Consider the following 22,477-nt stretch of genomic DNA (forward strand, 5'->3'; position numbering starts at 1 on the left):
CGCAGTGCGGTGAGGCCGGGAGTCCCCCCGGTCGCGGCGGGCTGCGCCCAGCAGCACGGAGGTTGAATCCAGTCTGCCTCTTGCTGTTACTCCGGAGTGCGTAGCAATCCGGAGCGTCGATCAGGCTCGTGTGCAGGCGCGAGTCTGGAGGCGTGAGTTCGACGTTAGAGTCGGAGCGTTTTTCGCCGTTTCGCGGGTGCGGAACGGCGATTTTTTTATGCGGCCACCGCCCGCACCACCATCACCAGACCCACCGCGATTGCAGCACCCCCAATCCCTCGCGCGACTCTTCCGCCGCCCGGCACCCACCGCTCCGCAGCGATAGCCGCCGCGACCAGAGCCATCGCAGGCCGATCCATCACGCCCGCTGCAAGCAGCGCCGCCATCAGATTCCCGCAGCAGTACAGGCAGTGCCGGCCGAGCCTCAAGCCGTGACGCAGCGCAGCCTGCACATCGAGCCGCGCAGGTCCGCACGACGGCAAGTTCCCGCAGCACGCAAGCCACCGCGCTTTCCATGCGGAGAACTGCAGCACGCCCGCAATCACGACGACAATACCGGCCAGGGCTGGCGCGGTATGCGCTAGCGCAGGCGCTTCGACGGCTAGCGCGGTGAGTTGCGCTCCCGCCGCGAACACGAGCGCCCCAACCACGAGCCACACGAAGAAGTACCCCGCTCCGGCCATCACGGTCATCCCACTTGCACGCGCCGCGCATCCATCGCCCGCCGCCTCGAAATATCGCCACAAAGCGGGCGCGACTGCAGGCAACATCATCGCGACCATCATCACATTCCACATGCCGGCAAACGATACGGCGGCGTCGAACCAGTTGCGTCCACACATGGGCGTCCAGAGCGCGGACATCGTCCAGCCGCCAGGCATCGGCGTGCCGCCCATCGCCTTCATCGAAGCGCACCAGACGAACGTTGCCGTCGCGCTCGCCGCGAAGACCAGCGACGAAACGCCGAAGAAAATCGCGCGCGGTGCCTCGCCGCGTAGCCGTACCGTCATGCCGACGTTATCCATGATGTGCCTCAGCTCTGCGCGTACTCGTCGTGCCGGTGCCACCAGATGCCGGCCTCGTTGCGTCCCTTCGGTGCGCGGTCGAGCCACTGGTACATGCCCCACACGCCATCCAGGCCGCGCGCATAGGTCGAGTACGTGTGATAAACCACGCCGTCCTCGAGCACGAATGCGCTGAGGCCCGGACGGTCGCGCGTATAGGTCGCCGCGTCGGTGCCGCAGCTCGCCGCGAACTCGGCGACGGGCGCGGGCGGCGGATTCATGTCCATGGCGTGGCCGCTGCGCGCGTAGTTGTATTCGATGTCGCCCGCGCGCTGCTGCGCCGTGGTGAACGCCACGTTGAAATCGAAGTTGAAGTCGTTGCCGCTCGACGAGGCCCACGGAAAATGCCATCCCATGCGCTTGCGGTAGGCGAGCAGCTTCGCGAGCGGCGCGCGCGACACCGCCATGAGCCGCACGTCGTGATTCGCGAGATGGACCGCGATGCCGTCAAAGCCATCCGCAATCGACGAGCACGACGGACAGCCCGCCGCGTAATCCGGTCCGAACATGAAGTGATAAACCAGCAACTGCGAGCGTCCCTCGAAGAGATCGGCGAGCGTGGCGCCGCCATCTTCGGTTTCGAAGCGATACGTCTTGTCCACCCGCACCCACGGCAACGCCTGACGCTGCTGCGCCAATGCGTCACCGCGCCGTGTGTGCTCCTTTTCGGCCGCGAGCAGTTCGATGCGCGCCGCGAGCCAGTCTTCGCGTGTTCCTGTGGTATGGGTTGCCATTGCTTGGTCCTCCTATGGATTCGCCCAGGGTGGCGGCGTGCTGTGGGTACCGCCGCGCCGTTCGATCGATGATTCGTTTGATCGCCGTGTTAGATTAGGTCCGGACCCAGGAGGAGGGGGAGTGACAAGTGTGGCGGGATTCGCATGACCATGGATTCGCTGATCACGGCTGCCGCGCGCGCGCTCGCGGCCGGTGATCCGCTCGGCGCGCTGAACCGGGTCGCGTTGCGGGACGACGCGCCCGCGCTCGCGCTGCGCGGCATCGCCATGGCGCAGCTCGGCGACTTCGCGCGCGCCAAAGCGCTGTTGCGCAGCGCGGCGCGCGGCTTCGGCGCGCGCGAGGCCGTGGCTCGTGCCCGCTGCGTCGTCGCCGAGGCCGAAATCGCGCTTGCCTCACGCGATCTCGGCTGGCCGACCGATACGCTCGCTGCGGCGCGGCAAACGCTCGAAGCCCATGGCGACCGCCTCAATGCCGCGCACGCGCGCTACCTGGAAATTCGCCGTTTGCTGCTCATCGGACGGCTCGACGAGGCCGGGGGCATGCTCGCCGAGGCCGATCCCGCGCCGCTGCCGCCCGCATTGCGCGCGGCGCATGAGCTGATCGCCGCCGGCATTTCCATGCGACGCATCCAAACGCAGGTGGCGCGGCGCTCGCTCTCCGAGGCTGCACGCGCCGCGCGGGCAGCGGGCATCGCGGCGCTGAGCGCCGAGATAGAAAGCGCCGCGCGGCTCTTGACCTCGCCGGCTGCGCGCCTCATCGCGCGCGGTGAAGAGCGGGTGCTGCTGCTGGAAGACGTCGAAGCGCTGTTCGCCTCGAAGGCGCTCATCGTGGACGCGTGCCGCTACGTCGCGCGCGAGGGCGCGACGGTCATCGAACTCGCAAGACGGCCCGTGCTCTTCGTGCTCGCCCGCGCGCTCGCCGAGGCGTGGCCCGCCGATGTCCCGCGCGACGCGCTCATCGCCCGCGCCTTTCGCACGAAGCACGCCGATGAAACCCACCGCGCCCGCCTGCGCGTGGAAATCGGCCGTTTGCGCACGCTGTTGCGCGACGTGGCCGAGATCGGCGCGACCCCGCAGGGCTTTGCGCTGGCGCCGCGCAACGCGAGCGAAGTGGTGGTGCTGGCGCGGCCTGTGGAAGAAAAGCACGCTGCCGTGCTGGCTTTTCTCGCCGACGGCGAATCGTGGTCGAGTTCGGCGCTGGCGCTCGCGCTCGGCGCGAGCCAGCGCACCGTGCAGCGCGCGCTCGATTCGCTCGCCGCGGCGGACAAGGTGCAGTCGTTCGGCTACGGCCGCGCGCGCCGCTGGACCACGCCGCCCGTCCCCGGATTCGCGACGACCTTGTTACTCCCCGCCCCGCTGCCAGGCGATTAGGATGAACGCCTGTCCCTTCATTCAAGGAAGAAACCATGAAACGAACGACTGCCGAAATCGTCCGCGAGTACGGCCCTTTCCCCGGCATCGAGAAGGTGGGCGGGGTCTCGTACGACGGCAAGCAGGTGTGGTTCGCCGTGGGCGAGCGCATCGCGTCGCTCGATCCTGAGAGCGGCCAGACGCAGCGTTCGATCGACATCGCGGCGCACGCGGGCACGGCCTTTGACGGGCGGCATCTGTTTCAGATCGCCGAGGACCGCATCCACAAGATCGACCCTGAAACGGGCCGCGTGCTCGCCACGATTCCCGCGCCCGGAGGCGGCGGCGACTCGGGACTCGCGTGGGCGGACGGCACGCTCTGGGTCGGGGTGTATCGCGAGCGCAAGATCCATCAGATCGATCCGCAGACGGGCGCGATCTTGCGCACGCTCGAATCGAGCCGCTTCGTCACGGGCGTGACGTGGGTGGACGGCGAGCTGTGGCACGGCACCTGGGAAGGCGACGAGAGCGATTTGCGTCGTATCGATCCGGGCACGGGCGAAGTGCTGGAACAGCTCGACATGCCGCCCGGAACCGCCGTTTCGGGACTGGAGTCCGACGGCGGCGAGCAGTTTTTCTGCGGCGGCGGGAACAGCGGGAAGATTCGCGCGGTGCGGCGTCCGAAGCGCGAGGGCTAAGCGAACGGGTGCACAAAGAGCTTGAACGCACCCGTTCGCACGCAACGCTCAGAACGTATAGGTTGCCTTGCCAAACGCCGTGCGCCCCAGCGTGCTGTACCCGTAGGCAGTCACATACTGCCGGTTGAACACGTTCGCAAGCGTGGCCGATAGCGCGAGATGCGCGTTGACCTGGTACGACGCGCGCAGGCTCACCGTCGTCCACGAAGGCAGGTAGATCGTGTTGAGCTGGTCGTCGAACGTCGAGCCGTTATACAGCAGCGAAACGCCGGTGCTGAGCGCGTGGAGCTGGAACTCGTCCCATGTGTGATCCACGCTCAGGCTCGCCGTCTGGCGCGGGCGGCGATTGAGCCAGGTCTGGTCGGTCACGTCCTGCGGATTCAGAATCCCCACTGTGAGGCTCACCGGCGTGGACTTGCCGAGCGTGCCCTTGTACGAGAGGTCGAGACCCTGAATGTGCGCGCGGCCCACGTTCACGGGCAGGAAGGTCTGCGAGTTGTACGTGATGAGATCGTGCACGCGCGTGTCGTACACGGCTGCCGTGAACGTGCCGATCGACGTGGTGGCATCGAGCGCGGCTTCGACCGAGTCGCTGCGCTCCGGCAGCAGGTTCGGGTTCGAGTAGCTCGGATAGTAGAGGTCGTTGAACGTAGGCAGGCGGAACGCATTGCCGTACGAAACGCGCGCCGTGTAGACCGGCGTGATCGCCCAAGAGAGCGCGACGTTGCCCGTATTCACCGATTGCCCCTGCACGATTTCGTGCCGCCCCGCCAGAAACAGCGTGGCGGGTCCGAGCGTGGTGGACTGATGCATCGACACGGCCGAATCGTTGCGCGCGGGCAGGCCGCCCGGCACGTCCACGGGCAGGAACGCCAGCTCGCGCGTGTAGTCGTAGGCGAGCTTGGTCTCGCCGTCGAGCGGCATGCCGAAGAGCGTGTGGCCCCTTTCCTGATGTGTGATCGACGTGGAGGTGGAAAAGCGCGTCGAGTCGATCTCGTCGGTCGGGATCGTCGGGTCGTTCGAATAGATGAATTGACGGTCCGTCGCGTAGCCCACCGACTGGTCGAACTGCGTGGTCGGCGTAATGTCGAGGTGGAACGCGAGGCCGGTCGTGAGCTGGTTGTCGCGCTGGCGGTCGTTGCCCCCCGCGTTGTCGTAGGAGAGATCGGAGCGGTGGTAGAGCGCGAAGGTCGAGATCGACCAGTTGTCGTGCGCGTAGCCAAGGCGCGCGTCCAGATTCTGTGCGTGGTACGGGTTGCGGCCGTCTTCGTGGCCATAGGCCCAGGGCTGCGTCGCGTCGATGCCCGCCGTGTTGTAGTCGTGCAGCCCCAGCGAGTAGGTGAGGCCGCTCAATGCGGAAAGCGGTCCTGTCGAGCCGATCGTGCCCGAGGTGCGAACCTGCGTGTCGAAGGTCTTGTTCGAGCCGCCGCCGAACGAGACGGTGGTCTGGTTCGGCTGGTTCGACGCGTGGCGCGTGAAGAGCTGCACGACGCCGCCCATGGCATCCGCGCCGAACGACGCGGCCGCGGGGCCCGAGATCACCTCGACGCGGTCGAACGAGGCAGTCGCCAGATCGGCCCATTCGGCCGTGCCCGTGGTGACGGAGCCCACGCGTATGCCGTCGATGAACACGGCCACCTGTTCGGCCGACGATCCGCGGATGCTCACTCCCGTGTACGAACCCGGCCCGCCATTCTGCGAGACGGTGACGCCCGGCAGCGTGGCGAGTGCCTGCGCGATGCCCGGATCGATGGGAGAAACGCGGTCGAGGTCTTCGCGCATGAGCACCTGGGTGGTTGCGTAGCGTTGGTCGAACGATTGCGGCAGATGCTGCGTGTCGCCCACGACGAGGATATTGGGCAGCGTGGTGTAGTCGCCGGCTTGCTGCTGCGCCTGGGCGGGCGATGCGTTGGCGCCATCGGTGGCGGCATGCGCGGTTTGCCACGCACAGGCGAGCGCGGCGGAAGTCAAAACGAATTGGCGAAACTTCATGATGCGGTGGCTGGAAACAGCTCCTGAAATACGGGCTGTCCGTGCAACGGGCGACCGGCGCGTGGGCGGTGCTTGCGCATTGGGGATCCCCGCCCGCTGCGGCTGCTGGACTCGGCTGATGGCAGGTCTCCTGGCTCGCGGGTCGACATCCGTTGCCGGCCTTCCCGGTTTCCCAGTGGCACGTTCTGGCATGGACTCGCCGCTAACAGTTGCGGGGGCAGCCGCAGTCTTGCACTGCGTTCCCTTTTGATCCCGTCGCCGGGAACCATCAGCGCGCAAGGGTAAGGGCCGCGCATTCGGCGCGTCAACCTTTGATGAATGTGGTGTGGCGAAAACACCCGGTTTGGCCTCCCTCTCGACTTACGCTATCCTTTCGGCTGTTTTCTGCCCGTAAGCGTTGCACGAGCGAAACGCAGCAGGGAAGCCGGTGGGAATCCGGCACGGTCGCGCCACTGTGACTGGCTCTCAGTCAATCGAGCCAGAAGTCAGGCCTCGCTGCGTTCTCTTCACGACTCATTCCAGGGCGCGTAACCCAAGGAGCCGTCAATGCACACCCTCAAGCCTTAGAAAAGCGGTCCATTCCGGCCGCAACCTCCGGCTCCCAAGCGGCGAAAGACCGTTCACGGGCCGCAATGCGTTCGCTGTTCAATGGCGCGCTGGATAACAACGAATTAACGACGACGTCGGGGCACCTCGCCGCATCGAGCGAGGGCGGATGGCGCTCGTCCATGCATTTCCCACAAACAGAAACAAGAAGACTCATGAACAAGAACATTCTGGCCGTCCTCGGTGGGGCGGCTTTGGCATTCACGGGCGCCGAAGCCTCGGCGCAGCAGGTGACGCTGTACGGTGAGATCGACGCGAGCGTCGACTATGTCAGCGACGTTGGCGGCCGCACCCAGTATCGCGCGGGCTCGGGCCTTATCGATGGCAGTTTCTGGGGCCTGCAGGGCACCGAGGATCTCGGCGGCGGCAACGCTGCGATCTTTCGCCTCGAGCGCGGCTTCTCGGTCACGTCCGGCGAAGCCTTCAACGACCACCCATTCTATGTTGGTTTGCAATCCGAACGACTTGGCACGATCACGCTAGGCCGCCAGTACGACACGATGCACGACTACTTCGCCCCGTTCACGCTCACGGGCGGCGCGGGTGGCACGGCATTCGCGCATCCGTTCGACAACGACAACGCCAACAATTCGTGGCTCGCCTCGAACGCCGTGAAGTTCGCGAGCGCAACGTACGGTGGTTTTAGCGCCGGCGCGATGTACGCGTTTTCGAACGAGGCGGGACGCTTCGCGCAAAATCGCGCTTACGGCTTCGGCGTCCATTACGAAGGCGGCCCGTTCAGCGCAGGTGTGGCGTGGATGCACATTAACGGACGCGGCGCTTCTTCGGTGGGTGCGTACGATACGTCGGTGCTGCCGGGTGCGGGTCTCGTGCCGACCGAGGTCGCGGTGCAGCGCGAAGACACCATTGGCGCGGGCATGAGCTACGCGCTCGGCGACGTGACGCTCGGCGCGGCCTGGTCTCGTTCCATTCATACCGGAGTAAGCGAGGCCGACGGCGGCGCACCGTTGCCGTCGATCGCCTTCAGCAACTACGAAGTGAATGCGCTTTGGCAGGTGACGCCCGCGTTCTCGCTGGCAGGCATGTATGCCTATACGGGCGCGACCTCCGCGCATTGGCATCAAGGCGCGCTGCAGGCCGACTATCAACTGTCGAAACGCACGGACGTTTATACCGAGGCGATCTATCAGCGCGCGTCGTCCGGTGCGTTCGCGATGATCAACACCTGCGACCCGTCGGGTGGCCGCAACCAGGTGCTCGTGGCGGCGGGCATCCGGCATCGCTTCTGACGCATAAAAAAAGGCCCCGAACCGTTGCGATTCGGGGCCTTTTTACTGCGTGGTTACATCACGAAGCCGACAGTTTCACCGAAACGCCGGTCGAAGAATAAACGGGCGTGGCCTTGAAGCCATCCACCGTGACCGTCGCGAACTTCACCGATGCGCCGCTGCCGTCGATCACGTCGATCGTGTCGCCCGCTTTCGGCACATAGCCATTCACGAATTTCACATGCAGCGTGCCGCCCGCCACCGTGAGCTGGCCGCCAACACGCAGGCGACCGCCGCCGTTGCCGTCGATGTCGAGTTCGAGCGTCGTGCCGTCGAGCTGCGTGTACTTGCCCGCCACCGTCAACGGCGCGCTCGTCGCCACGGCAACGCCGCCGCCGGACCCAACGTACACATCGCCGTTGCCGAAGGCCGTGGTTGACGCTGCGGCGAGCACGCCGCCGCTCACCTGCGATCCGCCCGTGTAGCTGTTATTGCCCGCGAGCGTGAGCGTGCCGCTGCCCTGCAGCGTGAGCTTGCCCGAGCCGGCGATGTCGTTGCGCCACGTGTCGGCGGCATTGAAGCTGCCCTGGGATGCGTCCATTGCCACGATCACGTTGCCGTTGAATGCGCCATAACCATCTGCAGCACTAAACATGTTCAGACGGCCCCAGCCTTCGGCGTCGTCCATGACCGGATAGCCCGAGACGACTTCGGTCGTCTTCAGCACGACGCGGCGCTGGTCGGCGCTCAGATATGGGAAGCGCGTTTCGAGCAGCACCTCGGCGCCCTTGGGCACGACGGGCGGCGCTTCGGTGGATTCGATCTGGCTGAAGCCGAACGTCATGCGGCGCACGAATTCCGACTTGTTGGTCGCATAGTCGGCAAAGCGATCGGTCGCGGTCGTGGCCGAATGCGCGAACGCGGCGAAGGTCGTGGCGTTCGTGCCGGTGGCCTGTTCGAGCGCGCTGTGCGCCTGCGTGTAGGCCGCGCTCTTGAGCGTGGCGTTCGTGGGGTCGTAGAGATTCGCGGCAGTGGCGGCCAGCGCGAACATGCGGCCGCCGATCACGTCGAGCGGCGAATGCATGCCCGCGAGAATGCGGTTTTCGCCGAGTTCGAGGCCGCGGCTCGCCATTTCCTGGTAGCGCTCGGGCACGAGGTACGCCATGGTCAGCGCGTCGCGCATGGCTTCGGCTTCGTGGCCGCTGATAAAGCCGCCGTCTGTCGAAGGCGTCGTGCTGATGGCCGGCACGAGCGTGGGATCGACCACGACGCTCGTGCTCCAGCGGAACGGTCGCGCGTATTTGTAGAAGCGCTTGGCGGGCTCGGTGGAAGCGTTGTTGCCCATCGTGTTGAGCAGATCGACCACCTTGCCGAACGTCGCGTTGGTCGTGCTGCCTACGCCCGTGTTGTTGCCCGAGTCGTTGTAGAGCGTCGTGGTCGCGTCCGCGGGAATCGACGTGATGCTCGTCGTTTGCTGTGCAGCCGAGCGCCAGGCGGCGGTGAGCGGACCCATGCCGTCGGTCACGCTGTAGCCCTTGCCGCGGCGGTCGTCGTAGTAGGCCGCGTCGGCTTGCGCCTGGGTGCGCTGGGTCGTCGCGGTCACGACGTACTGAATGTTCGCGTTCAGCACGGTGCTGTTGAGGATCGTGCCGTTGGGCGTGCCGTCGGTGGGGACGCCCGTCCACGTCGACTGCACGACCGCAGGGAACGTGCCGTTGGCGGGCGCGGAAACGCCTGCGTCCACGAGCAGCGTGAGCGGCTGCCAGAGATCGAGAAAGCGCGCCACCACGCGCACGCCCGCATTGGTCGCGAGCGTGGCGTAGCGCGCGTCGCCGCGCTGGTTGGTGGCGATGTTGTCGACGAAAGCGGGGACGTCGGGAATCGGTGCGTTGTCCACGAAGCCGGGGTCGGCGGGCGGCGCGGGAACGGCGGCGGTCGTGGCGGGATCGCTGTTGCCGCCTCCGCAGGCGGTCAGCGCGGCTACGCTGGTAAGCACTGCCAGGCAGAGTGGCAGCGGAATTCGATGGCGTGATGCGGGCATGCTGAGGGCTCCGTCGTCGTGATTGATGCTGTGTGGTTATTTCTGACTGACGGCGGCGAATTATGCTTACCCTCGATTACTCCCTAATTACTAATTTATTACGCGGATGTTAAACGGTAATGGAAATGAAGCATGGGTGAAATATTATTGGTCGCTCATTTACTGCCTCGCTTCGAGATAGCCGACTCGCACGGGCGGCACGAACCACGCGAGACACAGGCCGGCCAGCGCGGCCACGGCGGCGACGATGAGGCCCATGTGGATCGAATCCACGAGCGCGCCGCGCGCCGAGTTCATCATCGCGTCGCCGGCATGGCCCGCGCTCACGAGTCGATTGATCAGTGCGGCCTGATCGGCGCGGTCCACGAGCAGTTCGGGACTCGCAAACGACTTGAACCACTGCGTCGCCTGATACGAGTCGAGCGAGCGATTTACGCCCATGGTGTAAAGGTGTCCGAGCAGCGCGCCCGTCATCGCCGTGCCCAGCATGCCGCCGAATGTGCGCAGCGATTGCAGCATCGCCGTGGCGGCGCCGAGATGGTCTCGCGAGACGATCTGCTGCGAGCAGACCGTGAGGCTCGTGCCCACGAGGCCCAGCCCCAGGCCGCTCGCGCCCATGCACGCCATCCACACGAGATGCGGCTCGTTGCCTCGCAGCACGACCACCGCGAGGCTCGCGAAAGCGGACAACGCGAAGCCGACGTAGAGGATCGCGTTGGCCCGCCGGATGCGTGTGACCACGCGATTGTTCACGAAACTGCCGACCGTCGTGCCGAGCAGGAGCGGCGTGATCAGCATGCCCGAGGCGCGCGGCGACATCGCATAGCCGCCCTGGAACAGCAGCGGCACATAGAAAACGAGCGAGAACAACGCAAATCCGCCGAGCACCGACATCGCAAAGAGTGGACCGAGCTTGCGGTCGAGCAGCATGTCCACGGGGATGATCGGATAGCCCATGCGTTTTTCCCAGAAGAAGAGCGTCAATGAACAGACGACCACGATCGCGGCCAGCACGATCGTCGACGTCGTCCAGCCTTGTCTCGGCAGAAGCTCGATGGCGAGCTGCAGCGCGCCGAACGTGACGGCGACCACGCAGGCGCCGAGCCAGTCGAGACGCAGCCGCGCGCCATCGCGGGCATGATGCAGATGCGGCAAGAAGGCGTGCACGAAGAAGAGCGCCACCACACCCACCGGCACGTTGACGAAGAACACGAGGCGCCAGCTGCCGTGCTGGGTCAGCATGCCCCCGAGCGTTGGCCCGACCACGTTCGCCAGGCCAAACGCGGAGGAGACGAACACCAGCCAGCGCAGGCGTAGCCGCGGATCGGGGAACAGGTCGGCGACGGTCGCGAACACCGTCCCCATCATGATGCCGCCGCCGATGCCCTGCAGGCCGCGCGCGAGCACGAGAAACAGCATGTTCGTCGCTATTCCGCAGAGCACCGAGGCGAGGGTAAAGAGAAGGATGGCTGCGAGCATGAAGGGCTTGCGGCCGAACAGATCGCCCAGACGCCCGAAGATCGGAATCGTGATGACCGACGCCAGCATGTAGGCCATCGCGACCCATGCATAAAGCTCGAAACCCTTGAGTTCCGCAACGATGCGCGGCAATGCAGTGCCGACGATGGTCTGGTCGAGCGCAATCAGCATCGAAACCGACGCGACGCCGAGCATCGCCAATACCGACTCGCGAAAGGGCAACAGTTGCCGTCCTTGATCGTGAAGACCAATGCTCGTGGCCATGTAGCGCTCCTTATCGCTGCGGCGCGACTAATCTGCTATGCAGCGCCCGGCAAAAGATGAATCGGTTGGGCCCGCGCGAGCGACCTTCACGCGCTGTGCAATGATGGTACGCCCGCTTTCGCGAATCTCACGGAACGAACACGCCATCGACGAAGTTATTCCACTCGGCCCGCGCAGAGAAATGGCAAGCGTTTGCCAACGTTCCGTGTCTCGTCGATCTGCAATTCGAATTTGGTTTCTATGGAGTAAATCGGCTAGTCCGCTGTTTGCCTTCACGTCGAACGGGATTCGACCGATACGGAGGGGACATCATGAACGCTGCAATTCGACTCGTTTTGCGGGCAACGGTGTGCGGTGCGGCCGTGCTTTCCTTGGCCGGCTTATGCGCCGCGTCGTCGAGTGACGCGGGACCTTCTCGCAACAGCGAGGAAGGCTCGTTTCTTTCAGAGAACGACGCGGCCATGACGAAGATGATGGCCGGGATGGCGGCGAAGCCCACGGGCGACATCGACCGCGATTTCGTCGCAACGATGATCCCGCACCACCAGGGCGCGATCGACATGGCCATGGCGGAACTGCGGCATGGACACAACGAACAGCTGCGCAGGATCGCTCAGGAGATCGTGGTCGAGCAACAGCAAGAGATCGTGGCCATGCGTCTCGCGGTGCATGACTCGAATACCGTGCCGGCGCCGATGTCCCATTGACCCACCGACCCACTCGCATTACGACGCAGGAGACAATGTCATGAAATACAACTCCATGCTTGGCGCGGCCCTGACCGCCGCTGCGCTTGCCGCCGCAACGCTCGCGGAGGCGGGGCAGGTCCCTGGCTCGCTATCGGCCGCCGATATTCCGGTGAGCCATCGGGACCGCGTTTATTCGTCTGATCAGTTTTCGAACACCGTCTCGATCATCGATCCCGCAGCCAATCGTCTGGTCGGTGTCATCCGCCTCGGGGAACCGACTCCGGCCAACTTCAGCCCGCTCTATCACGGTCAGTTGCTCGTGCACGGTATGGGCTTTTCTCCCGATCACCGCACACTGGCCATTGTCTCCATCGGCTCGAACTCGGTGACCTTCATCGATACGCAAACCAATGCGGTCAAGCACGTGACCTATGTGGGCCGCTCGCCGCACGAAGCCTTCTTCACGCCCGACGGCAACGAGGTGTGGGTGACCGTGCGCGGCGAGAATTACGTCGATGTGCTCGACGCCAAGTCCTTCGAAGAGAAGACGCGCATTACCGTGCCGGCTGGGCCAGGCATGCAGATCTTCTCGCCGGATGGAAAGTACGGGTATATCTGTTCGTCCTTCAACCCGGAAACCGATGTCGTTTCGGTAGCCGATCACAAGATCGTGGCCCGGGTCACGCAGGCGAGTCCGTTCTGTCCGAACATTGCGGCGACGCCTGATGGCCGGCAGGTCTGGTTCACGCTCAAGGATGTGGGCAAGACGCAGGTGTTCGATGCGCGCCCGCCGTTTGCGCTGCTCAAAACGATCGATACGGGGCCGATCACCAATCATGTGAACATCGTGCAGAACGCCAACGGCATGTTTGCGTACGTGACGGTGGGCGGCCTGAATCAGATCAAGGTGTTCCGTACCGACGATTTCTCGCAGGTGGCGACGATTGCGGTCGGCAGCCTGCCGCACGGCATCTGGCCGTCTGGCGACGGCACGCGTGTCTACGTGGGCCTCGAAAACGGCGATGCGATGACGGCAATCGACACGCTGACCAACAAGGTCATCGCCACGGTGCCCGTCGGCCAGGCGCCGCAAGCCGTGGCGTATGTGCCCGACGCCGTGCCCGATGGCGATGGCACGGCCAACACGCAGCCGCTCGGCGCAGCAGGCGAGGCGACGCACGTCACGCTGATGCCGGTGGGCGGCGGCGCCGGCCATGGCGATGCGCCCACTTCGGTGGCGTTGTTCGATCAGGGATTGCTGCAGGTGCTGCAGGCTGCGGTGACGGGATTGCAGGCGGGCCAGCCGTACTTCCTCGGACTATCGGATCACGCCGACGGCAGCGGCCGCATCGACGTCCTCGCGAGCTTCAAGACCAATCCGGCCGGCTCGGCGATCGTCAACACGCTGGGTCAGATTCGACAGGTCGTGACGCCTGGCACGCCGGGCATGCCCGATCGCCGAAGATATCTCGTGATCGCACCGAGCGTGGGCGGCGCGCCTGGGCCCGCCGTGCAGGTGCAAGCCTTGTGAATGTCCCGGGCATCGCGCCGGTCATTTCGAAATCCTTAGTAAAAGTCCCGGGTCTCGTGAGCGGCAGTGTCTGTTTGCCCACGTAACGAGCCGCCAGACGCTTGACGCCGGTTTCTGTGGGAAGCTAACTAACGATGATCGACACCCGAAAGCGAGGTGAAGAAATGACAGCTTCCCGCAATCTGGCTAACAGGCGACTTGCGGTACTTCTCCTGATCCTGCTGGCGCATGGCACGGCCAGCGCTGCCGGCGATCGTGCGGCGCCCACGGTCTCACCCCGCTTCGAGCCGAGCGAACTTTCGACAGACTGTATCGACCGGGAGTATCGCGGGAAAAACGCCAAACTCGGACTCGACTACACCGACCTGATCAACAACTGCGGCGCGTCGGTGATCATCACGTGGCAGTCGTTCAACAACGGCGCGCCGCAAACGGAAGGCGGGGGAATGGGCCAATCGGAATGCATACCGCCCGGCGGCTCCATCACCACCGCAGCGCGCGAGCGGCTCGGCACGGCGAGCGAGAACCTGCCCGTTAGCGTCGTGACCTGCCAGTGATGGCCGCGGAGCCGGTTCAATCGGAAATGGCTCTCACCCTCCGCGAGGCGACATCTATTCGCTGGCACTTCTTTTCTTCCAGCCACTGCAACGACTTCTCGACGACGTCGGCAGGCACCTCGTCGAATGTCGTGTTGCGGATCAAGGTCTCGCTCGCGGCAATGTCGTTGAACTCCCCCAGCGTCTTTTGCACGGAGGTCAGTTCCTTGATGGTGCGATCGTGGTCGCCCTTGATGACGGGTTGAAAAAACTCGAGCAGATAGCGCAGCTTTTTGCCGGCCTTGCGCACGTCATGGAGGTTTTCCTCGTGGCCAGCCTCGCTTCGCGCGGCGCGCCTGCTGCGTTTTCGAAGCGTGCGCTGCGCCATACGGACTCGTTGCTTCGCAAACGCGCGGATTGGAAGATCATTGCAACGCGACTGCAGCGTGGTTTGCGCGCGAAGCACGGTGTCGTTCAGAAATGCTTCGACGGCTTCGCTCTGGATCATGGCCTGACTATGCGCCACCGCTTGCGCGCGCTTCTCGCGCGCGGCGGTCACGAGCAGTTCGATGGAGGCGTCTGACTTCTGCGCGGTTTCCAGGAGGTCGCCTGCGATGTCCCAGTCGCGCGTTCCGCCGGCCACGGCGGCCAGGCGCTTGAATTCTTCGCTGGCTTGCGCGGTGGCTTCCTCACCGAGCCAGGGCGAGTACGCCCAATACAATGCACGAAGCTTTCTGAAGGCCACCCGAAGCTGATGGAATGCTTCGGGGTCGACGCCTGTCGACAGGGCTTTCGTCCTTTGCACCGCTTCGATGACCACTGGCATGGCCAATGATGAGAAGGTGCTGGCGATGGAGGTCTTGCGGGTGAGTGACGCTTCGGAGCGTCGCCGATCGATTCTGAAGCGAGTGCGCGGCCGTGGCAAAGGCCAGTCACCGTCCATATCCATTCAAGCCTCGAGTCTGACAAAAATAGGTTGCCCCAAACCATACCATACGGCCGGTTGGCAACCTAATCTTCGTGACGATTTGATGAAGTGTGCAAATTCTGACAAGTTGACAGCCTTTGCGTCGCCGGCAGGTTGACCTTCTGATTTTCTGTATTACGATGCTTACCTACGTCAGGCGTCGCTCTGCGGATGCATCGAGAAGCGCCTCCCGGGAACGAAGTGGGAGTTCGAGTTGAAGAAACGGGCCACCGTGATCTGTCGTAGAGGTAAGCGAATTCTCCTGGTAGCACGCAGTCAGTCGAAGTGGGCACTACCGGGTGGCATGTTAAAGCGCGGTGAGCATCTTACGCAGGCCGCGCTTCGAGAACTCAAGGAGGAGACCCGGCTCCTGGGCAAGTCGGCCAGGTATCTGTTCGACATTCGCGGCAAGCAGAAACACCACCACGTCTTTTCCTGCGAAATACCCAGGCAGGCCAAGGCACGGCCGAGTAGCGAGATCGCCAGGTGTCGATGGGTCCACCTCGACGACATCCCGCGCCTGCTCACCAGCGGCCCAACGAACGATATCGTGCGGCTGATCAATCAGCGGCGCAGGAAGTAACACCACACCCCTCGTGGTGAGAGATTGAACGCCCACGGCGTTCAATCCGGATGCATCCGCCTTCCACAGGCAGATGCCCCAAGCCCATCATCACCAGCGCCTCGCGCACATCACGCGTTTTCTTCGCCTTTGGCCGGACGGCCCGTCTTCACGGTTTCAAGCGCTTCGATTGCAGCGAGCAGCCGCTTCTGCGGTGCTGCTTCCAGCAGTTGAAGGCCGGCGCGCAGAAGTTCGCTCTTTCTCACCGCAACGCCAGCCTCGAGGCACTTGCGTTTGAGGAGTGCGATGCGCTGATAGTCCGTCTTGGGCATCGTGAAGCTGTCGCGCACGACTTTATCTTTCTTCACGCGCTTGGCCTTGACCTTTTCGGCAGGAGCCGCTGCAGGTGCGGGAGCCGGTGCTTCTGCAGCGCCGTTAGCGGGTTTCGCCGTCGCTTTGGGTGCGGCCTTTTTGCGTTTGGCCTTAACCGCCGCTTCCGCTGCTGGCTCCGTTGCCGCAGCGGGCTTTGCTGCTTCGCCTTGCTCTTCCGCGGTTGCCGCGGACTTCGGGAAGTGGAACGCCTTCTTGGTGGGTTTGCGTGTGGTCGCTACAGTCATGTCGATCTCCGGTCTGAAAACGGTGCAAACAGTATAAACAGTATATACGGTTTAGGCCGACATTCCACACGGGCCGCGATCCATCTGCGAACGTATTCAGTGGGTCCTTGCTAACACGTCCTGTGAATGGTTACGTCAGCATCCATAAGGCCTCTTTTGCGATCGATTCCAGTGTCACCCAATCGTCACATTGCCTACGTAACGTCCAGCGCATCAATAACGATTTTAAGGAGTACGGGATGAGAGTCAGTCTCTTTGCGATTGTCATTCTCGCGCTGGGCACGAGCATCGCCCAGGCTGCGGATATCACGGGCGCGGGCAGCACCTTCGCTGCGCCGATCTACACGAAATGGGCGGACGCCTATCAAAAGTCCGGCGGCGGCAGGGTCAACTACCAGGGCATCGGCTCGTCGGGCGGCATCAAGCAGATTCAGGCCAAGACCGTCGACTTCGCGGGCTCGGATGCTCCGCTCAAGGATGACCAGCTGGCCAAGGACGGCCTGTTCCAGTTCCCGACGGTGGTTGGCGGCGTCGTGCCGGCGATCAACGTGCCGGGTATCAAGGCCGGCGAAATCACGCTGTCGGGCCCGGTGCTCGCCGACATCTACCTCGGCAAGATCAAGAAGTGGAACGATCCGGCCATTGCCGCGCTGAACCCGAAAGTCAAGCTGCCTGATCTCGACATCGCCGTGGTGCGCCGCGCCGACGGTTCGGGCACCAGCTTCATCTGGACGAACTACCTCTCGAAGGTCAGCCCCGAGTGGAAGAGCAAGGTCGGCGAAGGCACGACCGTGAACTGGCCGACGGGTACGGGCGGCAAGGGCAACGACGGCGTCGCCGCCTTTGTGCAGCGTCTGCCGGGCGCAATCGGCTACGTCGAATGGGCGTACGCGAAGCAGAACCACATGGTCTACGCCGCGATGAAGAACGAAGCGGGCGCGGTCATTCAGCCGAGCACGGAAACGTTCAAGGCAGCGGCCGCCGGTGCGGACTGGAAGAAGTCGTTCTACCAGATCCTCACGAACGAGCCGGGCAAGGACGCATGGCCGGTTGTCGGAGCGACTTTCGTGCTGCTGCACACGGCACAGGACAAGCCTGACCAGGGCAAGGAAACGCTCAAGTTCTTCGACTGGGCCTTCAAGAACGGCTCCTCGGCCGCCGACAGCCTCGACTACATTTCGCTGCCGGAATCGGTCGTGACCGAAATCAAGTCGCAGTGGAAGGACAAGATCAAGGACGCGAGCGGCAAGCCGATCGCGCCGTAATCTGCAATGGAATGCAAGCGCGCGCAATGCATGCGCGCGCTTGCATCTCCAGCCACTCAGAGCGTTCGGGGCTTCACGAGCCTAGTGCGCGTCCTGGCGCAAACTCCGAAGATTCTCGCGCACGCGCCGCGCGACCAGCACGCTCAGGTAATCCATGATGCGTGCGCCGTCGCTGAATGCCGCCCAGGTTTCTTCGTACATCCTGGAAACGGTCTCCATGGGAGCATGGGTCTCGGCTGCAATCGCCTTTACGAGTTCTTCTGCGGCGTGCTGGTTCATCGATGCCTCCATGCGTATAGAGGGGAACGCGGGAAGGCCATTAGACTGCATCGCGCGTCCGGCGCGCCAATACATTTAGCCTATCTACCGATGCTTTTCGTTCGATGCGAATTTGTCGGTGTACAGCCTGTCAAATTCATTTGCCGGCAGGCGCGATCTCCAGGCGATAACCCACACCGTAAATCGAGCGAATCATGTCCTGCTCGGGACGAACCGACTGGATCTTGCGCCGCAGGTTCTTGACGTGCGAGTCGATCGTGCGGTCGGCCACGACACGGTGATCGTCGTATAGCGCGCGCAGAAGAAAATCGCGCGCGTAAATGCGGCCCGGGCCCGAATGCAGCAGCGCGAGCAAACGAAATTCGATGGGCGTGAGATTCAGATCCCGACCGTCCAGGCGCGCGGCGTGTTGCGCAACATCGATTGAAAACGGTGAGGCAACGGTGCCTTCGGCTTCCTGGTGCGCCCGCGCAAGCAGTTCGGCCCGGCGCAGGATCGCCTTCACGCGCGCGACGACTTCACGCGGACTGAACGGCTTGCACACGTAGTCGTCGGCACCCAGTTCGAGCCCGAGCAAACGGTCGATTTCGTCCACGCGCGCCGTGATGATCATCACGGGAATGGCGGAGAACGTGCGAAGTTCGCGGCACACGTCGAGGCCGCTGCGTCCGGGCAGCATCAGGTCGAGCAGCACCATCGACGGTTGATGTTCGCGAACGTATGGCACGACCTCCCGGCCGTCCGCAAGGATCGTCGTGGCGAAATCGTCCTTCGCGAGGTAATCGGCGAGCAGAGCCGCGAGCTTGGGCTCGTCTTCGACGATGAGTATGGAAGGCCGCGTGGTCGGATCAATCATGATGCGTGTGTAGGCGAGGAAGTTGTACCAGGATCCGCAGCCCGCCGAGCGGGGAGCGCGACGCCTCGATGGTGCCGCCGTGCTGCTCCACGATGTGTTTGCACAATGCGAGCCCGAGACCCGCGCCGCCGCTTTGACGGCTGCGCGATGGATCGACGCGGAAGAACCGGTCGAACAGATGTGGCAGCAGCGGCGCGGGAACCGGCGGAAACGAATCTTGAACGTCGACATGGATGTCGTTGTCGTTCGACGTGACCGAGAGCCTTACGCGGCCACCGGCATTGGTGTAGCGCAGCGCGTTTTCCAGCAGGTTTTTCCAGAGCTGCGTGAGGCGATAAGGATCGCCCGAGAGTGTTGCGTGCGCGTCGTCGGGATCGAATTCCAGCGTGATTTGCTTGGCTGCGAGGCGCTCGCGGAATACGTCGCATGAAGCTTCGACGATGGGCACGAGATCGAGCGGCACTTTCTCGAACGAGAGCTGGCCGATGTCCGCTAGCGAAAGTTCGTAGAGGTCGTCGATCAACTGGCTGAGCATCGCTACTTCGGACTGCAAAGAAGTGATGGTCGCCGCGTCGGGCCGGCGCACGCCGTCCTCGATCGCCTCGAGTTCGCCACGCAGGACCGAAAGGGGCGTGCGCAACTCATGCGAAATATCGGCGATAAAGTCGCGCCGGTCGCTCTCGGCTTTTTCGAGCGACGCCGCGAGCCGGTTGAAATCGCTCGCGAGCATCTGCAATTCGTCGCTGCCTTTGGCCGGCACGCGCGTGGCGTAGTCGCCGCCCGCGAGTCGATGCGTGGCCGTGACGATCCGCTTGATCGGCGTAAGCAGCGTGCGCGCGAGAATGATCGACACGGCGGCGGAGAGCAGCGCGGTAAAGCCCACGATGATCCACGTCGCCTGCATCTGGCGGTCCTTGAAGCGCTGTTCCGCCTGATTGATGAGCGAGGCGGGTCCTGCCACTGCGACCCAGCCAACTGTTTGACCCTTGACGCGCAGCGGATGGCGTACCGCCTCGGGTGGCGGGGGCGGGCCCGCGCTCGTGACGAGCTTCATGTTCGCGTCGTAAAGCGTGTAGGGCGGGCGAAACGGTCGCGAGTGCCCGGCAATGCCGGGCGCGAAGGGACCACCCTTGCCGTCGTCGCCGCGGAAGCCGCCCGGCGCATCGGGCGGTGGACGGCCGTCGCCCGGTGGCTCGCCTGGCGGCGGGCCGCCTTCGAATGGAGGCCGGTCTTGCGTGTGCTCGCGAACGAAATCCCAGTTGCCATGCTGGACGTACGAGGCTTCCAGTTCCTGCTGGAGTGCCGCCAGTTCGCTCGCACTTTGCTCCTGCAGAAAATCCACGAAGCCGAATTCGAAGCTCGTCCGGATCGCGACGCCCATGGCCACGGCGGCAAGCACGCAAGCCGAAAGAATCGCGAGGAAGAGTTTGGAGGTGATGCTGACTTTCATGAAGGGTTCAGCAGGGAGCAATAAGGGTGAGTGCGCATTTATTCGGCACTATTTTCGCCCGAAGCGTACCGTAAGGTGTACGTGGCCCGTCCGAATCCACATTTTCTCCAGATTTCCCTTCTTTTTCCTGCACCGTTGTTCCGTATGATCCGCTGCAGATCGAAGCGCATCCATGCGTTCGTGCGCGGGATCCGTATGGAATGACGTGCATCTCAGAGGAAGGGACAGATCGATGGACATTCACGTGCTGCTTGTCGAGCCCGATCAGGCGTATCGGGACGACCTGCGTACATACTTGCAGCGACAGCAGATCGCGGTGTCGGTGCTGTATGGCGTCGAGCGGCTTGAGCAGCGTCTTGCGCGAGAAACGCCTTCGCTCATCATCCTGCGGCACGACGCGCTCAGGATCGACGGCATTGCCACGCTGCGCGCGCTACGTGAACGCGGGTGGTTGACTCCCACCATCATCGTGAGCGAGTCCGCCGACGTCGCCGACAAGGTGCTCGCCTTCGAATTCGGCGCCAACGACTATATGGTCGATCCGTTCGATCCTCGCGAACTGCTCGCGCGCTTGCACCACGCGCTGCGCTGCAAGATCGACTATCCCGCGTCGCCGCGCAGGGAGACGAAGTACATCTTCGACGGATTCGAACTCGACGCCATCGACAATCAACTGTTCAGGGACGGCCTCAAGATTCCCGCGCCTCCCCTGGTTCTCGCTGTGCTCGCGGTGTTTGCTGCGAACCGCTTGCGGCCGCTTTCGCGTGAGCGCATCGTGAGCATGATCGATCGCAATTCGTCGCTTCACGCGCGCAGCGTCGACGTTGTCGTCTTTCGTCTGCGCAAGCTGCTTGGCCTGTCGCCTTGCGGCCGCCAATATATTCAAACGCGTTACAGGGATGGTTATGTTTTTTGCCCTGACGACGCGCTTCCCGATCTGGACCAGGCTGCTGCCCGCGGATGAAAAAAACCCGGCGATTCGCCGGGTATGCAAAGGGTTTGAAGGTAAGGCACCCTTCATCCGCGGTCGAGGCCCACCGCGCAATGTCAGGCCAGGACCAGCGTAGCAGGTGACGTTGCATTCTCAAACGCCGGAAACATTGCTATTTCTTAACGCGTAATGGGCCCCGTAACGCTCGAGCGCGTTGGCGTGGCGCGGAAGAAATGTGCAGAAAGATCACGTAACCCGAGAACTGCGCCGCAGTGGCAACATGCGTGTCCATAGCCGCAACCCGATCAGACACGTAACCGATGCTACAACCCGCCCGCGTGAGTCACGCCCAGCACGACACGCCTGCAGCGGGTCCTTCCTTTGCGCACGCGAAAGCACGCAACGCGGCATTTGTGATGTCGCCGGCGCTAGGGGATTCGCTGAATCTGCTGGTCATCGCGCACAACCTCGTGCGAGCGGGCTGGCGGGTGGAAATATTCGGAGATCACGCGTGGTCGCTTGCGCGCTGGTTCCCGCACCTGTCGATGAACCCGGCGCTCAGCGAGGAAGAAGCACGCGATCGGCTGGCGAGCTTCGACGTCGTGGTGCAGATGCACCGGGACCGGCCGTTCAAGGATCTGCGTGCATGGCATTCGGGCTTCGTCGACCTGCACGATATCGAATACGCCGATGACGGCCGGTGCATGGCGCACCGCTTTGCAGCGTTCGCGGTGACTCATTTCGGATTGCAAACCGTAGAGACATCGAACGGCATTCGCGCGCCGCGAGAGTTTCAGCAACGCCGTTACGCCCAACGCGTGGCGGTGCATCCGGAGGCCAGCACGGCCGACAAGCGCTGGCTGGCAAACCGCTTCATTGGCTTGTCCCGGCGTTTGAGTGGGGAGGGCTTTGCGCCTGAGTTCGTGGTTGCCGAGAGCGAACGCTCGCACTGGTTGAAGCATGCCGACGTAGCACCGCCGTTGCGCTCGTTTCGCAATGCGGCCTATCTTGCAGCGTGGCTCTACGAATCGGGCTGGTTTATCGGCAACGATTCGGGCCTCGGGCATCTCGCTTCGGCGCTCGGTATTCCGACGCTGACCGTATTTCGCCGGCGACGCGTCGCGCAACGCTGGCGCCCCGGCTTTCAGCGCGGTGAGATCGTGCTGCCGCCGTGGTGGGTGCCGACCGCAGGACTCAAGGAAAAATGGTGGCGCGAAAGCATCTCGGTGAGACGCGTGCAGCGCGCGTTTCGGGTATTGCGGGAGCGCGTGGCGTCGAATACCTGAAGCCTGCATCGCAATAAATGCGCGGTGGCGTTCACTACGAATGCCGAATGG

Annotated in this window: 20 protein-coding genes and 2 riboswitches; of the genes, 10 read left to right on the top strand and 10 right to left on the bottom strand. The window is 63.7% G+C overall.

Annotated elements, in window-relative coordinates; genetic code table 11:
- Positions 1 to 215 precede the first annotated feature (215 nt).
- Both E1N52_RS12330 and E1N52_RS12335 read right to left on the bottom strand, forming a co-directional pair.
- Positions 216 to 1,025: a DUF2182 domain-containing protein gene (locus E1N52_RS12330; RefSeq protein ID WP_133183069.1), complete on the bottom strand. Its 810-nt coding sequence runs from the start codon at positions 1,023 to 1,025 to the stop codon at positions 216 to 218.
- Between the two features lie 8 nt (positions 1,026 to 1,033).
- The gene (locus E1N52_RS12335; protein ID WP_133183070.1) at positions 1,034 to 1,798 is read right to left on the bottom strand and encodes a DUF899 domain-containing protein; all 765 of its coding nucleotides are present in this window, start codon (positions 1,796 to 1,798) and stop codon (positions 1,034 to 1,036) included.
- Positions 1,799 to 1,948: 150 nt separating this feature from the next.
- On the opposite strand from E1N52_RS12335, the gene E1N52_RS12340 reads away from it, so the two are divergent.
- Complete coding sequence (locus E1N52_RS12340; RefSeq protein ID WP_133183071.1) at positions 1,949 to 3,169, top strand: helix-turn-helix domain-containing protein; 1,221 nt, start codon at positions 1,949 to 1,951, stop codon at positions 3,167 to 3,169.
- A gap of 35 nt (positions 3,170 to 3,204) precedes the next feature.
- Entirely contained in the window at positions 3,205 to 3,846 is a 642-nt protein-coding gene (locus E1N52_RS12345) for a Vgb family protein (protein ID WP_133183072.1), read from the top strand.
- Positions 3,847 to 3,894: 48 nt separating this feature from the next.
- Here E1N52_RS12345 and E1N52_RS12350 read toward each other — a convergent pair whose 3' ends face one another.
- Entirely contained in the window at positions 3,895 to 5,838 is a 1,944-nt protein-coding gene (locus E1N52_RS12350; RefSeq protein WP_133183073.1) for a TonB-dependent receptor domain-containing protein, read from the bottom strand.
- 103 nt (positions 5,839 to 5,941) lie between these two features.
- Positions 5,942 to 6,123: riboswitch (cobalamin riboswitch) on the bottom strand.
- 107 nt (positions 6,124 to 6,230) lie between these two features.
- Positions 6,231 to 6,382: riboswitch (adenosylcobalamin (AdoCbl) riboswitch) on the top strand.
- 217 nt (positions 6,383 to 6,599) lie between these two features.
- Here E1N52_RS12350 and E1N52_RS12355 point away from each other — a divergent pair.
- Positions 6,600 to 7,694, top strand: coding sequence for a porin (locus E1N52_RS12355; RefSeq protein WP_133183074.1), 1,095 nt, complete (start codon positions 6,600 to 6,602; stop codon positions 7,692 to 7,694).
- Between the two features lie 58 nt (positions 7,695 to 7,752).
- Here the strand turns inward: E1N52_RS12355 and E1N52_RS12360 are convergent, their stop codons facing one another.
- Positions 7,753 to 9,714, bottom strand: a complete 1,962-nt coding sequence (locus E1N52_RS12360) for an acid phosphatase (protein ID WP_133183075.1) — start codon at positions 9,712 to 9,714, stop codon at positions 7,753 to 7,755.
- Between the two features lie 159 nt (positions 9,715 to 9,873).
- Entirely contained in the window at positions 9,874 to 11,457 is a 1,584-nt protein-coding gene (locus E1N52_RS12365) for an MFS transporter (RefSeq protein WP_133183076.1), read from the bottom strand.
- A 311-nt stretch (positions 11,458 to 11,768) separates the two neighbouring features.
- Between E1N52_RS12365 and E1N52_RS12370 the strand changes: the two genes are divergently transcribed.
- From E1N52_RS12370 to E1N52_RS12380, 3 genes are all read left to right on the top strand, one after another.
- On the top strand, positions 11,769 to 12,164 hold the full coding sequence (locus E1N52_RS12370) for a DUF305 domain-containing protein (RefSeq protein ID WP_133183077.1): 396 nt from the start codon (positions 11,769 to 11,771) through the stop codon (positions 12,162 to 12,164).
- Positions 12,165 to 12,204: 40 nt separating this feature from the next.
- Entirely contained in the window at positions 12,205 to 13,677 is a 1,473-nt protein-coding gene (locus tag E1N52_RS12375) for a YncE family protein (RefSeq protein WP_133183078.1), read from the top strand.
- Between the two features lie 134 nt (positions 13,678 to 13,811).
- Complete coding sequence (locus tag E1N52_RS12380; protein WP_133183079.1) at positions 13,812 to 14,234, top strand: hypothetical protein; 423 nt, start codon at positions 13,812 to 13,814, stop codon at positions 14,232 to 14,234.
- A 16-nt stretch (positions 14,235 to 14,250) separates the two neighbouring features.
- Here the strand turns inward: E1N52_RS12380 and E1N52_RS12385 are convergent, their stop codons facing one another.
- Complete coding sequence (locus tag E1N52_RS12385) at positions 14,251 to 15,162, bottom strand: CHAD domain-containing protein (RefSeq protein ID WP_133183080.1); 912 nt, start codon at positions 15,160 to 15,162, stop codon at positions 14,251 to 14,253.
- Positions 15,163 to 15,394: 232 nt separating this feature from the next.
- Between E1N52_RS12385 and E1N52_RS12390 the strand changes: the two genes are divergently transcribed.
- Complete coding sequence (locus E1N52_RS12390; RefSeq protein ID WP_069263547.1) at positions 15,395 to 15,763, top strand: NUDIX hydrolase; 369 nt, start codon at positions 15,395 to 15,397, stop codon at positions 15,761 to 15,763.
- 110 nt (positions 15,764 to 15,873) lie between these two features.
- Here E1N52_RS12390 and E1N52_RS12395 read toward each other — a convergent pair whose 3' ends face one another.
- Positions 15,874 to 16,359, bottom strand: coding sequence for a hypothetical protein (locus E1N52_RS12395; protein WP_133183081.1), 486 nt, complete (start codon positions 16,357 to 16,359; stop codon positions 15,874 to 15,876).
- 239 nt (positions 16,360 to 16,598) lie between these two features.
- Here E1N52_RS12395 and pstS point away from each other — a divergent pair, with 239 nt between their 5' ends.
- Positions 16,599 to 17,624, top strand: a complete 1,026-nt coding sequence (pstS, locus tag E1N52_RS12400; RefSeq protein ID WP_133183082.1) for a phosphate ABC transporter substrate-binding protein PstS — start codon at positions 16,599 to 16,601, stop codon at positions 17,622 to 17,624.
- A gap of 81 nt (positions 17,625 to 17,705) precedes the next feature.
- On the opposite strand, the gene E1N52_RS12405 is transcribed toward pstS, so the two are convergent.
- The 3 genes from E1N52_RS12405 to E1N52_RS12415 form a co-directional block, all read right to left on the bottom strand.
- Entirely contained in the window at positions 17,706 to 17,903 is a 198-nt protein-coding gene (locus E1N52_RS12405) for a DUF3562 domain-containing protein (protein WP_133183083.1), read from the bottom strand.
- 136 nt (positions 17,904 to 18,039) lie between these two features.
- Positions 18,040 to 18,759, bottom strand: coding sequence for a response regulator (locus tag E1N52_RS12410; protein ID WP_133183084.1), 720 nt, complete (start codon positions 18,757 to 18,759; stop codon positions 18,040 to 18,042).
- Positions 18,752 to 20,209 (bottom strand): ATP-binding protein, encoded by a 1,458-nt coding sequence (locus E1N52_RS12415; protein WP_133183085.1) that lies wholly within the window; start codon positions 20,207 to 20,209, stop codon positions 18,752 to 18,754. The genes E1N52_RS12410 and E1N52_RS12415 overlap by 8 nt, the downstream gene beginning before the upstream one ends.
- 232 nt (positions 20,210 to 20,441) lie before the next feature.
- On the opposite strand from E1N52_RS12415, the gene E1N52_RS12420 reads away from it, so the two are divergent.
- Together E1N52_RS12420 and E1N52_RS12425 are read left to right on the top strand one after the other, a co-directional pair.
- Positions 20,442 to 21,173, top strand: coding sequence for a response regulator (locus E1N52_RS12420; RefSeq protein WP_165979365.1), 732 nt, complete (start codon positions 20,442 to 20,444; stop codon positions 21,171 to 21,173).
- A 287-nt stretch (positions 21,174 to 21,460) separates the two neighbouring features.
- Complete coding sequence (locus E1N52_RS12425; protein ID WP_246089039.1) at positions 21,461 to 22,426, top strand: glycosyltransferase family 9 protein; 966 nt, start codon at positions 21,461 to 21,463, stop codon at positions 22,424 to 22,426.
- Positions 22,427 to 22,477: the final 51 nt, after the last annotated feature.

Source organism: Paraburkholderia guartelaensis (genome assembly GCF_004353905.1).
Taxonomy (GTDB): domain Bacteria; phylum Pseudomonadota; class Gammaproteobacteria; order Burkholderiales; family Burkholderiaceae; genus Paraburkholderia; species Paraburkholderia guartelaensis.